13 protein-coding genes are annotated in these 16,563 nt (G+C 36.4%); all 13 read left to right on the top strand.

The window, feature by feature from the left end:
• Positions 1–4: 4 nt before the first annotated feature.
• The 13 genes from QM874_RS03040 (at position 5) to QM874_RS02980 (ending at position 16,437) form a co-directional block, all read left to right on the top strand.
• Positions 5–1,171 carry a MalY/PatB family protein gene (locus QM874_RS03040; protein ID WP_414316158.1) on the top strand — a complete coding sequence of 389 codons (1,167 nt, stop codon included), beginning with the start codon at positions 5–7 and terminating at the stop codon, positions 1,169–1,171.
• Between the two features lie 91 nt (positions 1,172–1,262).
• On the top strand, positions 1,263–4,349 hold the full coding sequence (locus QM874_RS03035) for a DEAD/DEAH box helicase (protein ID WP_414316157.1): 3,087 nt from the start codon (positions 1,263–1,265) through the stop codon (positions 4,347–4,349).
• A 58-nt stretch (positions 4,350–4,407) separates the two neighbouring features.
• Positions 4,408–5,007, top strand: a complete 600-nt coding sequence (locus tag QM874_RS03030) for a cystathionine gamma-synthase (RefSeq protein ID WP_414316156.1) — start codon at positions 4,408–4,410, stop codon at positions 5,005–5,007.
• Between the two features lie 11 nt (positions 5,008–5,018).
• Positions 5,019–6,353 (top strand): UDP-N-acetylmuramate--L-alanine ligase, encoded by a 1,335-nt coding sequence (gene murC / locus QM874_RS03025; RefSeq protein ID WP_414316155.1) that lies wholly within the window; start codon positions 5,019–5,021, stop codon positions 6,351–6,353.
• An 8-nt stretch (positions 6,354–6,361) separates the two neighbouring features.
• Positions 6,362–6,877, top strand: coding sequence for a GNAT family N-acetyltransferase (locus tag QM874_RS03020; protein WP_414316154.1), 516 nt, complete (start codon positions 6,362–6,364; stop codon positions 6,875–6,877).
• Positions 6,874–7,368, top strand: coding sequence for an N-acetyltransferase family protein (locus QM874_RS03015; protein WP_414316153.1), 495 nt, complete (start codon positions 6,874–6,876; stop codon positions 7,366–7,368). The genes QM874_RS03020 and QM874_RS03015 overlap by 4 nt, the downstream gene beginning before the upstream one ends.
• 75 nt (positions 7,369–7,443) lie before the next feature.
• The gene (mltG, locus tag QM874_RS03010; RefSeq protein WP_414316202.1) at positions 7,444–9,207 is read left to right on the top strand and encodes an endolytic transglycosylase MltG; all 1,764 of its coding nucleotides are present in this window, start codon (positions 7,444–7,446) and stop codon (positions 9,205–9,207) included.
• A 349-nt stretch (positions 9,208–9,556) separates the two neighbouring features.
• Positions 9,557–10,039: a transcription elongation factor GreA gene (gene greA / locus QM874_RS03005; protein ID WP_075229222.1), complete on the top strand. Its 483-nt coding sequence runs from the start codon at positions 9,557–9,559 to the stop codon at positions 10,037–10,039.
• A gap of 80 nt (positions 10,040–10,119) precedes the next feature.
• Positions 10,120–11,493: an amino acid permease gene (locus QM874_RS03000; protein ID WP_414316152.1), complete on the top strand. Its 1,374-nt coding sequence runs from the start codon at positions 10,120–10,122 to the stop codon at positions 11,491–11,493.
• A gap of 123 nt (positions 11,494–11,616) precedes the next feature.
• A complete protein-coding gene (locus QM874_RS02995; protein ID WP_414316151.1) occupies positions 11,617–12,027 on the top strand; it encodes a GNAT family N-acetyltransferase in 411 nt (136 codons plus the stop codon).
• A gap of 56 nt (positions 12,028–12,083) precedes the next feature.
• Positions 12,084–12,680, top strand: a complete 597-nt coding sequence (locus QM874_RS02990) for an HAD family hydrolase (protein ID WP_414316150.1) — start codon at positions 12,084–12,086, stop codon at positions 12,678–12,680.
• 160 nt (positions 12,681–12,840) lie between these two features.
• Entirely contained in the window at positions 12,841–14,109 is a 1,269-nt protein-coding gene (locus QM874_RS02985; protein WP_414316149.1) for a DNA methyltransferase, read from the top strand.
• On the top strand, positions 14,110–16,437 hold the full coding sequence (locus tag QM874_RS02980; RefSeq protein WP_414316148.1) for an ATP-binding protein: 2,328 nt from the start codon (positions 14,110–14,112) through the stop codon (positions 16,435–16,437).
• The last annotated feature ends 126 nt before the right edge of the window (positions 16,438–16,563 follow it).

Raw genomic sequence — 16,563 nt, 5'->3', positions numbered from 1 at the left:
GACTATGGGAAAATATGATTTTACGACCTTGCCCAATCGTTTTGGACATCATACCTACAAATGGAAAGAAGCAGAGACTGACCGAGAAGTATTGCCAGCCTGGATTGCTGATATGGATTTTGAAGTGTTACCTGAGATTCGTCAGACTGTCCATGACTATGCGGAGCAATTAGTTTATGGCTATACCTATGCTAGTGATGGATTGATTGAAGCCGTTCAAAACTGGGAGGAAAAACACCATGGCTATCGCTTTGATAAGGATGCTCTAGTCTTTATCGAAGGGGTAGTACCAGCTATTTCAACAGCCATTCAAGCCTTTACCAAGGAAGGCCAAGCAGTGCTCATTAACACACCAGTATATCCTCCTTTTGCTCGCAGTATTAAGCTCAATAATCGTAGACTAATCACCAACTCTCTAGTAGAAAAAGACGGACTTTTTGAGATTGACTTTGATCAATTGGAGAAAGACTTTGTTGAAGAGGATGTAAAACTTTACGTTCTTTGCAATCCTCATAATCCTGGTGGACGTGTTTGGGAAAAAGAAGTCTTAGAGAAGATTGGACAACTTTGTCAAGAACATGGTGTCTTGCTAGTATCTGACGAGATTCACCAAGATTTAGCCTTGTTTGGAAATAAACACCAGTCATTCAATACGGTAAATGAAGATTTTAAAGAATTTTCACTGATTTTAAGCAGTGCTACCAAGACCTTTAACATTGCCGGAACGAAAAATTCTTACGCCATTATTGAAAATCCTAAGTTGAGACTTGCTTTCCAAAAACGCCAGCTGGCTAATAATCAACATGAAATCTCAGGTTTGGGATATTTGGCAACAGAAGCAGCCTATCGCTCTGGTGAAGATTGGTTAACAGAACTCAAAGAACTGATTGAGAAACACATCAATTATGTAGTGGATGTATTTGGCAAAGAGACTAAAATAAAGGTTATGAAACCTCAAGGAACCTATCTCATATGGCTTGACTTTTCAGACTATGATATTAACGATGAAGAGCTAAGAAGGCTCTTAAGAGACGAGGCCAAGATTATCCTGAACAGAGGCTTGGACTTTGGTGAAGAAGGATCTCTCCATGCTCGCTTAAATGTCGCCATGCCTACATCCGTCTTGGAAGAAGTTTGCCAACGAATGATCTCAACTTTCGCTAAACTTTAAGAGGCTAGCCTTCTAGGGGAAAAGTACCCTGGAAGGCTATTTTCATAGGAAGAAATGTGGTATAATTAAGAGATAAAGAAAAGGGGAAACTATGGCTAAATTGATTCCAGGAAAGCTTCGAATTGAGGGAGTAGAACTCTACGAAGCTGGTAAGATCCAAATCATCAAAGAGGAAAATCATCGCCTATATGCTCGTGTGGCGGAGGCTGAAATTCGCTATAGTCTTGATGATGAACTGGTTTTTTGTGCGTGTGATTTTTTCCAAAAAAGAGGGTTCTGTGTTCATTTGGCAGCGCTAGAACATTACTTGAAAAATGATCAACTGGGTCAAGAACTTTTACAAAATCTAGAAAATGGGCAGGAAAAGAAGGAGGAAGTCGAAACCCAAGTGACCTTTGGGGGACGTTTCCTAGAGAGCATACAAGCTACTAACTCGCCTAAAATCTATCAGTTAGCCGCTCAGGGGCAAGTTGAAGCTGGAACCAATCGTATTATTTGGACTTTGAGGATTGGTCTTATCCAGACCCAGAAGTTTTATGTAATCCGAGACATTCCTCTCTTTCTGAAGGTTCTAGAAAATAGTAAGCCTTACATGATTGGTAAGCTATATGAAGCTTCCTTGAAGCTTAGTCAGTTTGATGAGACTAGCCAGTTCGTCTTAAATTTTCTTCAGGGAATTGTAGAAGATGAGGCTGAAAATGCCCTCTTTTTCCAGAATCAAGGTCGTCACCTCTATTTTCCTCTATCCTTTTTTGAACAGGGTGTCACTCTTTTGATGGATTTAGATGAGTTTCAATTTGACCATCAAATTTCGAGCTATCACCACCTCATCTTTCAAGACTTGGATGGACAAGCAGGATTATTTACCTTTGACATCAAAGAAAATCCAGACTACTATGAGATGGCAATCTTTGAGCGGGAACGAGTCAATCTTTTTTATAAAGGGCGGGTTTTATTTACCAAAGGAATCTTTTATTTCTTGTCGAGAGAGCAGGCAGGATTGCTGGAGAAATTAAGAAAACTACCGCTAGATAGTAAGGGAAGAAAAGTTCTCCAGTTTGATACTAGTGATCGCGATAGATTAGCTTCTTCCTTATCTCAATTTAGAGATATTGGAGAAGTTCAGGCACCTCAAGGACTTCAGATTAAATCTTTCCGTCCCTCTTTTTACATGGATAGAGAAGAAGATGGTTCGATTCGTTTGGAGATGCAGTTTCAATACGATACCTGCTTGGTAAGTAATCGTAGGGAACTGGAAAATCTTCCCTTTGCTAGCGACATTCAACTGGAGAAACGAATTTTTCAACTAGCTCTATCTGCAGGTTTTGAAGCTGATTTTCGTTCTTGGCGTCAAAGCCTCAAGGCTGAAGCAGTCTATGCTTTCTTTCATGAGACGCTACCAGCTTTTAAAGCACTTGGAAAACTTAGGATTTCGGAGAGTTTCCAAGATCTTTATCAAGTTCAAAGTCCCCAGATAGAAATTTCATCTAAGGGGCATTTATTAGAGATTCAATTTGATTTTAAAGATATTGCCCAAGAAGAGATTGATCTTGCTATGAAAGCCCTAGTTGCCAATCAAGACTTTTATATTAGTTCATCTGATCAGGTCTACTTCTTTGATGACCAAACCAAGCAGATTCGCCGAGATTTGAAAGAACTGGGAATAGAAGATTTGAAAGATGGGGCATTTCGAGCTCGCAAGTCTCTAGCTTATACCTTATCGCGTCTTTTTGAAGATCAAAAGCAGATTTCTTTTACGGAAGAATTCCGTCATTTGGCCCATGATTTGACACATCCAGAAGAATTCCCGATGCAGAAATTGAATATTCAAGCAGAACTAAGGGATTATCAGAAAAGGGGAATTCAGTGGCTGCAGATGCTTCACCATTATGGCTTTGGTGGAATTTTAGCGGATGATATGGGGCTTGGGAAGACCTTGCAAACCATTGCCTTTTTAAGTAGTCAGGTTCAAGCAGATACCAGTGTCCTAATCCTTGCTCCGTCTGGCTTAATCTATAACTGGGCTGACGAATTTCAAAAGTTTGCTCCAGATTTAGATGTTGTAGTTGTGCATGGCTTGAAAGCTCATCGAGAGTCTATTTTGGCTGAAAATCATCAGATTTATGTGACAAGCTATGCTACTTTTCGTCAAGATAGTGAAATTTATCGAGACCTATCTTTTGATTTTCTTTTTCTAGATGAAGCTCAGGTCATGAAAAATGCTCAGACCAAGATAGCGCAAAGTTTGCGACAGTTTGTAGTTCCATCTGTCTTTGCACTCTCAGGAACTCCAATTGAAAATCATCTGGGAGAACTTTGGTCGATTTTTCAGATTGTCTTGCCAGGTCTCTTACCAACTAAAAAAGACTTTATGAAACTACCCGCTGAGAGAGTCGCTCAATTTATCAAGCCTTTTGTCATGCGACGGAAGAAAGAAGATGTGTTGACTGAGCTACCTGATTTGATTGAAGTAGTCTACAAAAATGAACTTGATGATCAGCAAAAGGCTATTTATCTAGCTCAACTGCAACAAATGCAGGAACACTTGGGAAAGGTAAGCGATTTGGAATTTCAACGAAATCGTGTTGAAATTTTAACGGGTCTCATGCGTCTTCGTCAGATCTGTGATACTCCTGCACTCTTTATGGAGGATTACCAAGGGGAAAGTGGGAAACTGGATAGTTTACGAGACTTGTTGACTCAGATTGCGGAAGGGGGTCACCGTGTACTCATCTTCTCTCAATTTAGGGGCATGTTGGATCGGATTGAGCAAGAATTACCTGAATTAGGCTTGACCTCCTTTAAAATTACTGGTTCAACACCTTCACAAGATCGTCAAGAGATGACCAAAGCATTTAATCAAGGTGAGCGCGATGTATTCTTAATTTCTCTAAAGGCCGGTGGGGTTGGTCTTAATCTTACTGGTGCCGATACAGTTATTCTGGTAGACTTATGGTGGAATCCTGCGGTTGAATCACAGGCTATCGGTCGTGCCCATCGTATGGGGCAAGAGCAAGCTGTAGAAGTTTATCGCTTGGTGACCCGAGGTACAATAGAAGAAAAAATTCAAGAATTACAAGAAAAAAAGAAAAATCTGGTTTCAGAAGTCTTGGATGGAACAGAGTCACGTGGCAGTTTGAGTCTGGCTGAAATTCGAGAAATTTTAGGAATTTCATAAGCCTAGACTTGAAAAATCAAGACATTACGCTATAATGGAGTATTGAAAGGGAATAAAAATGAAGCAAAAACGATTTCCAATAGTGGCAGATGATGAAGTCATGTTGACAGAAATGCCAGTTATGAATCTTTACGATGAGTCGGATTTCATCAGTAATATCAAGGGGGATTACCAGGATAAAAACTACTTGGACTGGTCTCCTATTGTTAAAGAGAAAAAACAAGAGGAAGCCCAGCCCCTTGTAGAGAAGGCTGAGAAAAAAGTAGAAAAATCTTATGCTGAACTAGCGCGTGAAGAAGCGCGTGCGGATTTGAAAAAGAAACGTTCAGCCAAATATTTGACCCAGGACGTGAGTCATACAAGACGTCATACCAAGACAAGTATTGTGAGACAGGCAAATCAACCAACCGCACCTTTCCAAAAGGAAAATCCGGGAGAATTTGCTAAATACAGTCAAAACTTGAGCCAATCTCACTATATTCTGGCAGAAACAGTTTCTCAAGTGGATAGTCCTTCGCCAACTAGCGAAAAGTCTCATCCTAAGAAAAACAACTATGACTTTTTAAAGAAAAGTCAAATTTATAACAAAAAAAGTAAACAAAAAGAACAAGAGCGTCAAGTAGCTCAAGAGCTCAACTTGACTAGAATGAGTGAATAGAGGGGAAGAAAATGGCAAAAACCTATCATTTTATCGGAATCAAAGGATCAGGTATGAGTGCTTTGGCTTTGATGTTGCATCAAATGGGGCATAAAGTTCAAGGTTCTGATGTTGAGAAGTACTACTTTACCCAACGTGGATTAGAGCAAGCAGGAATTACAATCTTACCTTTTAATGAAAAGAACTTACAAGGGGATATGGAGATTATCGCTGGGAATGCCTTCCGTCCAGATAATAACGTTGAAATTGCCTATGCAGATCAACAGGGCTTGAGCTATAAACGTTATCATGAGTTTCTCGGTAGCTTTATGCGTGATTTCATCAGCATGGGAGTTGCTGGAGCTCACGGTAAGACTTCAACAACTGGGATGCTTTCTCACGTTTTGTCCCATATTACAGATACTAGTTTCTTGATTGGTGACGGTACTGGTCGTGGTTCTGAAAATGCCAAGTATTTTGTCTTTGAATCAGACGAATATGAACGTCACTTCATGCCTTATCATCCAGAATATTCTATCATCACCAACATTGACTTTGACCATCCAGACTACTTCACAAGCTTGGAAGATGTCTTTAATGCCTTTAACGACTATGCTAAACAAATTACTAAAGGCTTGTTTATCTATGGAGAAGATACTGAGTTGCGTAAGATTACGGCTAATGCTCCGATTTACTACTATGGTTTTGAAACAGAAGGGAATGACTTTGTCGCAAGTGACCTTCTCCGTGCAACAACTGGTTCAACCTTCACAGTTCACTTCCGTGGTCAAGAACTAGGTCAGTTCCATATTCCAACCTTTGGTCGTCACAATATCATGAATGCAACTGCGGTTATTGGATTGCTTTACATAGCAGGATTTGACTTGGATTTGGTGCGTGAACACTTGAAGACTTTTGGTGGAGTGAAACGTCGTTTTACAGAAAAGATTGTTAATGATACAGTGATTATCGATGACTTTGCCCACCATCCAACAGAAATTATTGCAACGCTAGATGCTGCACGTCAGAAATACCCTAGCAAGGAAATCGTGGCAATTTTCCAACCACATACCTTTACTCGTACAATTGCCTTGTTAGATGATTTTGCTCAAGCCTTGAATCAGGCTGATGCCGTTTACCTAGCGCAAATCTACGGTTCAGCTCGCGAAGTAGACAATGGTGATGTCAAGGTTGAAGATCTTGCAAGTAAGATTAATAAGAAAAATCAAGTAATCACAGTTGAAAATGTTTCTCCACTCCTAGACCATGACAATGCTGTCTATGTCTTTATGGGAGCTGGTGACATCCAAACTTATGAATACTCATTTGAGCGTCTCTTGTCAAACTTGACTAGCAATGTTCAATAAGGAATATCATGGAATTTTCAATCACTATTCGGGAGGTTCAGCCATCAGATATAGAGTCAATCTGGCTGATAGGAGAAAGCAACTCTGACTCCCAAGATGAAATTAGTATAGAAATGATAAAAGAGCGTATCCGCAACCATGCGGGTACGTTTCTGCTAGCCAGCCTTAATGAAGAAGTCATTGGTTATATCATTGGTGACGAACTCACGAAGTTCACCCAAAGTGATTCTAGGAAGCAGCTTGAAGCAGCAATTCTTGACACGAATGATTTTATCACTATTTTAGATCTTGCCGTCCATCCAGATTATCAAGGACAAGGATTTGGAACCTTGTTGTTGGGAGCCATGAAGGAGTATACTTTTCAGAAAAATAGACCAGGTCTCTATTTGCTGTCTAGGGATGAATTGCTGGCTTACTTTGAGATGAATGGATTTCTTGACCGAGGTTTAGCTGATGTGCCAACTAGTAGTGAAACTTATTTTCATATGTTTTGGGCAAATCCCTATTTTCAGGAGGAAAGATGATTATTAGACAAGCAAGGCTTACAGACCTTGATCGTATCCTAGAGATTGAGTTGGAAAATTTCTCTGCTGAGGAGGCTATTCCTCGATCTGTTTTTGAATCTCATCTGAAGGAAATTAAGACCAGTTTTTTAGTGGCTGAAAAGGAGGGAGAGATACTCGGTTATATTGAAGGACCGGTAATGCCTCATCGATATTTACAAGACCAGTCCTTTACAGAAGAAATTACAGATTATAGTCATCAAGAAGGTGGCTATATTTCTGTGACTTGTCTATCCATTGCAAAGAAAGCTCAGGCCTTGGGAATCGGTCGCAAACTCTTGACAGCATTGAAAGAAGTTGCTCTTGAACATGAACGAGAAGGGATCAATCTAACCTGTCACGACTACCTCATTGCCTATTATGAAAAACATGGATTTATAAATGAAGGAAAATCCAAGTCAACTTTTGCGGGTGAGGAATGGTATGATATGGTCTGGGAAAATAAGAAATAGGCTCTAGAAGGGCATCTATGGTTGCTTTTCTTTAGTTTTTAAGATATAATATTATGGATTATCAACAAGGAGGGAATACCTTTGAGCGAAAATTCAAGAGATGAAGAAAAATTAAGTTTTAAGGAACAAATTTTACGAGACTTAGAAAGATTGAAAAGGGAGGAAGGACTTGACACTAGTGAGAGTAGCAAGGATGATCTTTTCCAAGATTTCAGTAATCTTTCAAAGACAGAAGAACCAGTGAAAGAGCCATCTGTAGAAGACTTGATGGTAGACTCAGTTTCACTTGTGGATGAACTGCTTGCTAAGGCTCCAACAGTTCCACCACGTCCATCTTTGGGACCGGATGAATCTGTTGAACCAATTGCAGTTCCAGAAGAAGTTGCCCCTACTAAACCAATCGTAGCTACAGAACCTGCAGTAGCTACTGAACCAGTAGTACCTACTGTGGATCCAGTTGAACCTCTTGCCCCTGCTCAGCCAGTCCAAGAGGAGAAAGAATTTAATACTAATTTGACAAGGATTCCAGTTTCTTATCGTACCAATCAAGCAAAACCAAGTCCAACTAGAAAGGCTATTAAGCCACAACCAAAACTAACAGATTTTGCTAAGGAGACACCTGCTCAAGAGCCGGTAGCTCCAGTTGAAACAGCAAATGATCTACCTAGAAGAAGTCGTAAAGAGTCAGTTAAGCCAACTAAGAAAAAGAAAAAATCACGCTTGAAAGGATTTTTCGTAACACTTTTTGTTTTATTGGTTCTACTAGGTGTAGGTGGTTTCTTTGGTTACCAATATGTTGAATCTGCACTTCAACCTGTTGATGCAAGTTCTAAAGAGTATATCACCGTTCAAATCCCAGAGGGTGCTAATACTCAGGAAATTGGTGAAACTTTAGAAAAATCTGGTTTGGTAAAACATGGTTTGGTCTTTAGCCTCTATGCTAAGTATAAAAACTATTCTGATTTAAAATCTGGTTACTATAATTTGCAAAAGAGCATGAGTACAGATGATATCATTAAAGAGTTGCAAAAGGGTGGAACACCAGAACGTCAAGAGATTGTACTTGCAAGCTTAACAATCCCTGAAGGTTACACAATTGATCAAATTGCAGAAACGGTTGGTCAACTTCAAGGAGAGTTTAAAGAAGCAATGACTGCGGAAGCATTCTTGGCCAAGGTTCAGGATGAAACCTTTATCTCACAACTAGTTGCTAAGTATCCAACGCTTCTTGAAAGTTTACCAACTAAGGAAAGTGGTGTTCGTTACCGTCTAGAAGGATACCTTTTCCCAGCAACTTATGCCATCAAAGAAAGCACAACTGTTGAAAGCTTGATTGATGAAATGGTAGCAACTATGGATAAAAACTTATCAACACACTATGCTGCAATCAAAGAAAAGAACTTGACAGTGAATGAACTCTTAACTATTGCATCACTTGTTGAAAAAGAAGGTTCAAAAACAGAAGACCGCAAACAGATTGCTGGAGTTTTCTATAACCGTCTCAACATCGGTATGCCACTTCAGAGTAACATTGCTATTCTCTATGCAGAAGGGAAACTAGGGAAAAATATTAGTTTGGCAGACGATGCAACAATTAATACCTCAATCAATTCACCATATAACGTTTATCTGAACCTAGGGCTAATGCCTGGTCCAGTGGATAGTCCAAGTTTGGATGCAATTGAAGCAAGTATCAATCAAACTAAGAGTGAAAACCTATACTTTGTTGCCAATGTACAAGATGGCAAGGTTTACTATGCGACAACACGAGAAGAACATGATCGAAATGTTGAAGAGCATGTCAACAGTAAACTGACACAATCAAGTAGTTCAAACTAAGCCTCGATTGTAAAAATATTAGAACACTTGCAAATTGAATGAGATTTCGTTTATTTTTCATGAGTGATACCAGCAAAATTAAGACTTTCCGCCCTGATAAAAACGCCTGAAATTTTTAAATTTCAGGCGTTCGGAAAGTTTGAGACTGACACAGTTTTAGAAACTATTTTAGATTGAGTTCAGAAATGAAAGTTTCAGTGCTCAATGTCTACCTAGGGATTTTTCAAGAAATCACTAGCAACCATCATGACTTACGAAAAGTCATAAAAAGAAAATTATGTGGTTTACCACATAATTTTGCTTTACTATCTATAAAAATATAAATTTAATTAAAAGAAAGTTGAGAAAAATGGCAGAAAAAACATACCCTATGACCCTTGAGGAGAAGGAAAAACTTGAAAAAGAATTAGAGGAGTTGAAACTGGTTCGTCGTCCAGAAGTTGTTGAACGTATCAAGATTGCTCGTTCATATGGTGACTTGTCAGAAAATAGTGAATACGAAGCAGCGAAAGACGAGCAGGCTTTTGTTGAAGGACAAATCTCAAGCTTGGAAACAAAAATTCGTTATGCTGAGATTGTCAACAGTGATGCAGTTGCTCAAGATGAAGTTGCAATCGGTCGAACTGTCACTATCCAAGAAATTGGCGAGGACGAAGAAGAAGTATATATCATCGTGGGTTCAGCGGGTGCAGATGCCTTTGCAGGAAAAGTATCAAATGAAAGTCCAATAGGGCAAGCCTTGATTGGTAAGAAAACAGGCGATACAGCTACAATTGAAACACCTGTTGGTAGCTACGATGTTAAAATCTTAAAAGTTGAAAAAACAGTTTAATAGGATATAAAAAGGAGTAGATAAAGGGAAAGCGCTTCCTATCACTCCTTTTTTAAATTTTAAAAACTAAAGGAGACTATATGAATTCAGAAAACAAGCACAAAAAGAAAAATAAAATGGAGCGTGGTTTGACCAATCGCCATGTTCAAGTCATGGCCATTGCGGGAACCATTGGGACAGGACTTTTTCTAGGAGCAGGGCGATCTATTAGCTTAACTGGTCCTTCAATCGTTTTAGTTTATATGATTACTGGTGGTTTTATGTATCTCATGATGCGGGCTATCGGTGAAATGTTATATCAAGACCCAGAACAACATACATTTATCAACTTTATTACCCGATATCTTGGACAGGGCTGGGGTTATTTCTCAGTTTGGTCTTACTGGTTGTCAGTAGTTTTTATCGGAATGGCTGAGATAACAGCTGTTGCCCATTATGTTCAATTTTGGTTTCCATCATGGCCTTCTTGGTCTATTCAGCTCGTTTTTTTAACAATCCTTGGTCTAGTTAATCTGATCGCGGTTAAAATTTTTGGAGAAGTAGAATTTTGGTTTGCCATGATTAAAATTGTTGCTATTCTCGCTATGATTGCAACTGGAATTTTTATGGTCTTGACAGGTTTTGAAACACCATACGGATCAGCAAGCCTTTCAAATATCAGTCACCAGTTTTCTCTCTTTCCAAATGGGGGTATGAACTTTGTTATGGCCTTCCAGATGGTTTTCTTCGCCTATCTTATGATTGAATTTATTGGGGTAACAACATCTGAAACTAAGAATCCTAGAAAAGTATTGCCCAAGGCAGTTAAGGAAATCCCCTTGCGAATTATCTTTTTCTACGGTGGAGCCCTTTTAGCTATCATGTCTATCATTCCTTGGGGTGAGCTATCTTCTGCGGATTCACCTTTTGTGACTGTTTTTGAACTTGCTGGTCTTAAGTGGGCGGCAGCTTTAATTAACTTTGTAGTTTTGACTTCAGCTGCATCAGCCTTGAATTCAACCCTTTACTCAACAGGTCGTCATTTGTACCAAATTGCCCATGATTCACCAAATCGTTTCTTGAAAGCTATTAAGGCAGATACACTCTCACGTCACAACGTTCCTCAGAATGCTATCATTGCTTCTGCGGTATTGATTGGTCTAGCAGCATTCATCAATGTCTTACCAGGTGTATCAGATGCCTTTGCCCTGATTACAGCATCTTCATCAGGTGTTTATATTGCAATCTATATCTTGATCATGCTAGCTCATCTCAAATACCGCAAGTCCAAAGACTTTATGGCAGATGGTTACCTCATGCCCCAGTATCGCTTGTTGAATCCCATAACGATCCTCTTTTTTGTCTTTGTATTTGGAACTCTCTTTTTACAAGAATCAACCTTTATGGGAGCAGTTGGCTCAGCTATCTGGATTGTCGTCTTTGGAATCTATAGTCAGTGGAGATTTAAAAAATAAAGAAGTAGCTCATCAACTGATGTTGGTGAGTTTTTCTTGTACAAAAATATTATAATCCATAAATTTGACAGTAGGTATAAATAGGACTATAATCAAGCTGATAGTGTTTTTGAGGAGATTGGAATGCAGGTTATATTAGAGAATACAGAGTCTCAGAAAGCGCAAGAAATAGGCGATTTGATTCGTTCTTATAATCGATCAAAAAGAGAAAAAGCTGAAAGCGAGCCACTTAACCTTTATGTCGAAGATGATAAGGGTGAACTAATGGCTGGCCTAGTAGCAGAGACTTTTGGAAATTGGTTAGAAATCGAGTATTTGTTTGTGAAAGAGGAATTCAGAGGACAAGGAATAGGCTCCCAACTATTGCAACAAGCAGAAAGTGAAGCTAAAAAGAGAAACTGTCGCTACGTTTTTGTCAATACTTATCATTTCCAAGCGCCAAACTTTTATCAGAAGCAGGGCTACAAGGAAGTCTTTACTTTAACAGATTATCCCTACACAGGACAAAGGCACTATTATCAAAAAGATTTATAACATAAAAATAGAGATTGAAGTAAAGATAGCTATTCAATTAACAATAGAGGTGGATAATGGATATTATACTAGACATGGGAAATGTTTTATTAGAATGGAACAAGGATAAGATTTTACGAGGTGTGGTAAAAACAGAGAAGGATTTTATGATATTGGACAAGGCGATCTTTCAATCAGGTCTTTGGGAAAGATTAGATCTCGGAACCCTGACCAGAGAAGAGTTGGTCTTGAAAGTTGTTTCCATGATTGGAAGCATATATCAAGAAAAGGTTCAAGAAGTAGTCTGGAATTGGCCTTCTTACATTGAAATTTACACGGAAGTCTTTCCTCTCCTGGTACGTTTAAAGGAAAAAGGCCATCGTATTTTTGTTTTGTCAAATACATCACCAGTTTTTTATGAATTATTAGAGGAACAACTCTCTCCTTTAAATGAAATCTTAGATGGATTCGTTCTTTCTTGCGATATCAAGGCCATCAAACCAGATCCAAAAATGTTTGAAGGAATCCTCCGTAAATACGAGTTGGATCCAGCAAATTGTGTCTTTCTTGATGATATAGCATACAACACTAAGATGGCTGAGACATTAGGTATCAAAGCCTACCAAGTCAAACAGAGAAGTGACGTTGTAGATATTTTGAAAAAATTTGAATAAGCAGAAACCTCTCTATCATTTAGTTGGTAGAGAGGTTTTTGTTAATAGAGATTAATTTAATTTTCTTTAACAGATTAATTATATTATTTCTTTACGTTCAAAAATTTCTATGCTATACTTAGGTTGCATAGTAGAAAAATATTAGTCGGGGGCTAAATTGTTGAAGTCGAATTTAGTAGATAAAATAAAAGAAAAAGAAATTGATTACTGGGACTTTAAAAATGTAACTGCTTCAGGAATACATAAAATTAGTGCCTATCCAGCTACGATGGTTCCTGATATGCAATATGAATTAATTAAGCTAATTAAAAGTGAAGATTCATCTATTACAAATATTCTTGATCCTTTTCATGGTTCTGGAACAACTCTAGTGGAGGGGGAAAAGAATAACCTTTCTCCGATTGGCATAGATATTAACCCTTTAGCTAATCTTATTACAAAAGTTAAGCTACAAGGTGTTAACAAAAAATATATAGATATAGCAAACAATAGAATTGAGAAATTTTTAAAAAGCAATAGTTTCGAATTTGACAAACATTATTTTTATAATATAGAAAAATGGTATCGAAATGATTTTATAATGACGTTTAGTAAAATTCGTTGTGCTATTCAGAGAGAAAAATACAGATACGTAAGACAGTATTATTGGGTGTGTTTAATTAATATTTTAAAAAAATACAGTAATACAAGAAGTTCAACATTTAAATTGCACGTAAAAGAGCAAAACGATATTGAAAAGATGGAAAATCACATCGTTGAAGATTTTATAAAGAGCATTAACGAATACTCTCAATATTTACCTGATTATAACAGAAGAAAAAAAATTGATTTAAAAATTGGAAAATCGGAAGATATTTTATATGGAATGAAGAGCGATTCTGTTGATTTGATTGTAACTTCTCCTCCCTATGGAGATAATTCAACTACGGTAACATATGGACAGTATTCTATGTTACCAATTTACTGGATAGACAGAAAAGATATGGAAAGTTTTGACGAGAAATTAATAGATAATTATTCAAGTATTGACTCGAATAGTTTAGGGGGGAGAATTAGAAGAATTAAACAAAACTATCAATCAGATTGTTTAAATAAGTATGTTGAAAGTATAGCCACGGATAAGAGAAAAAAAGTTATGAATTTTATAACTGACTATTTGGATGTAATGGGACAAATGGGACGAATTATAAAAAAGAACAAAAGAATTGTTTTAACTTTAGGCAATCGACGAGTTGATAATAAAACGGTTCCTTTATCTAAAGTTACTCAAGAATATTTTGAGAGTCTTGGATTTGAATTAGAAGCATCTATTACAAGAAATATACCTATTAAGAGAATGCCGAGAAGGTTATCGAATGTAAAAGATAAATCAGTGGAATCAATGAATCAAGAATATGTTTTGATATTAAGAAAAATAAAGGAGATTTAAATGTCCAATAAAGTTGAACAAGTACCTATTACTGTAGCAGGTAATATATTGAGTGAGTTATCAGAAAAAATTCCAAATAATATTATTGCTCTAAATGAGTTAATAAAAAATGCATACGATGCTTGTTCTCCTAGTGTCGATATTACATTGGATTCGGAATCTAGACTACTTACAATTCGAGACTACGGAATTGGTATGGATACGGAGGGAATTAAGAAATTATTCCACATATCAAGTAGTGATAAGAAATATGGAGAAATTATTTCTTATAAAGACACTGAACGCTTAACTCAGGGTTCAAAAGGTTTGGGATTCTTATCTGTTTTTAGATTTGGGAAAAAAGTATATTGGAAAACAGCTCAAAATACTCAGATCTCAGAGTTTACTGTAGATTTTGATTCTTTGGTTACTGAATATAATATAACAGATAAGCGTTTAGATGTTACTCTTTCAAGTTCAGGTGATTTTATAGGTACATTAATCCAAATTGAAATCAATGATTATAATGTTAATACTTTAAAAAAGTATCTTAGTGAAGAAGTTAATCGAAATAAAATTTTAAATTCTTTTATTGATGATAAAATATCTGACGGAAAAATTTCTGCCGATAAGAACTTTATTATAAAACTTAATATAGATGGAGAGATTAACTCAACCGATTATGAAATTCAATTACAGACACAAAATAGGCCTCAGCAGTTATTTGAAATAAATTATTCTTCGTCTGATCAAAATCTGGTCTTTAGGAAAGATGGTAAGGATATTTTTTCTGAAGAATTTAGTTTTAATTCAGATAGGTATTCTCTTGATACTAATTTAGCTGCCTATTATCTCGTTTCAAAAGCAAAACGTAAGATTAACCCTTTATTCTACAATCCTAATAATAACAATTTAACCCCATTGATTTACATCAATAATAATTTGTTTAACAACTATCTGTTATTTGATACTGAATTAATGATTACAAAAAAATATAGCGAAGTATTAAAACAATTAATAGGTTATATTTCTATTAAATCTAGTGATCCATCAATACAGTTCAATTCTGACCGGACTCAATTTTCTCAGAGTAAGTTAACTGATGATATAGCAAATTTCATTGAAAAAATAAACGAAAAAATTCAGAGAATCGGTTCCTTGTTAAAAAATGAATTAAGAGATTTTTCTCACGAAACATTTATTCAAAGTAGGATAGCTGAAGAAGAGACTTCTGATCTCAGCAATCTTAAAAAATATATTATACCAAATTTTAAATTAAAAGATTTTATAATTTTTGAAAAACAAGGAGACAAATTAAAATGTACTCTTTTTGATAAGGAAATTCTATTGGATATTATTCCAAAGACTAAAGAAACAATAAATTTTGGGGTAGTTGAATCATGGATTGATATAGATGATTTAGACAAGAAGATTCCTAATTTAAAGGAATTAATTCAAGTTGCTACAGACATTTATTTTAACGAAGAAAAAGTGAGTGAATTTAATAAACTCCAAGAAGGGGAATGGGTGATTAGTCAAGAGACAGATACTACGGTATCTTCTCTAAAGATAATTTTAAGGAAGCCGGCTCAACCTAAAATCAGTCAAAAAGAAAATATACTCAAGAAGGGGATAGATTATAAAGTTGATAATTTATTCAATTTTACAAATAGTTTTGGTGAAGAGGATAAGGGCTTACATTTTGAAATTGATACAAAAAATAATCCTACTATTAATTTTAATAAAGGTATAATAAGTTTTGGCCGATTAAATGAAAATACAATTGCAATTAAAATAACAGATAAGAAAACAAGGCTTATTCATGAGGCTGATTTTACGTTTAGAGTAGTAGAGGATAACTTTTATATTGCTCAACCAGAATCGTCTAGTAGTAATTTAGTCAGTATGCCTATAAACAAAGAAGTTAACTTTAGGTCAGATGTTGTCAGTTTTATAGGAGAAATTAATCGAATTTTTAGTACTGAAGATTATAGTTTTGTAGCAGTTGCTGCTTATCGAACTTTAATTGAAATTGTTGTAAATGATATTTTGGATAACAGTAAAATAGGTAAGACAGAAAGTTTATTGCAAAACTATAGAAAAGTAATTGAAGAAGGAAAAGATTTGATTGACAGTAGTGAATTAGACGATGCGGATAAGCGAGTTTTGAATTCTTTACGTAGCACAATTAGTTCTAGAGATGAAAGTGAAAGCTTTTTAGCATTTCTTAACCTGTCAACGCATGGGGGAACTAGAATTATAACAAAAGTTGATGTAATGAAAAAAACACAAGAAATAAAATTGCTATTAGGCTTACTATATATTTCTGGTTTAAATAAAGAAAAGTAATTTTGAATTTTAAATATAAGATGTAGTTTTAAATATGGTGGTTTTTTATATAAAAGTTATGTTAAATGGGCTACAAGAACTATGACTAAGCTCTTGCTTGAAAGTTTAGGCATTAAAGCCTACCAA

This window comes from Streptococcus infantis (assembly GCF_047463615.1).
GTDB lineage: Bacteria > Bacillota > Bacilli > Lactobacillales > Streptococcaceae > Streptococcus > Streptococcus infantis_X.
The sequence above is the reverse complement of the archived record's forward strand: the minus strand, read 5'-3'. Positions and strand labels throughout refer to the sequence as shown.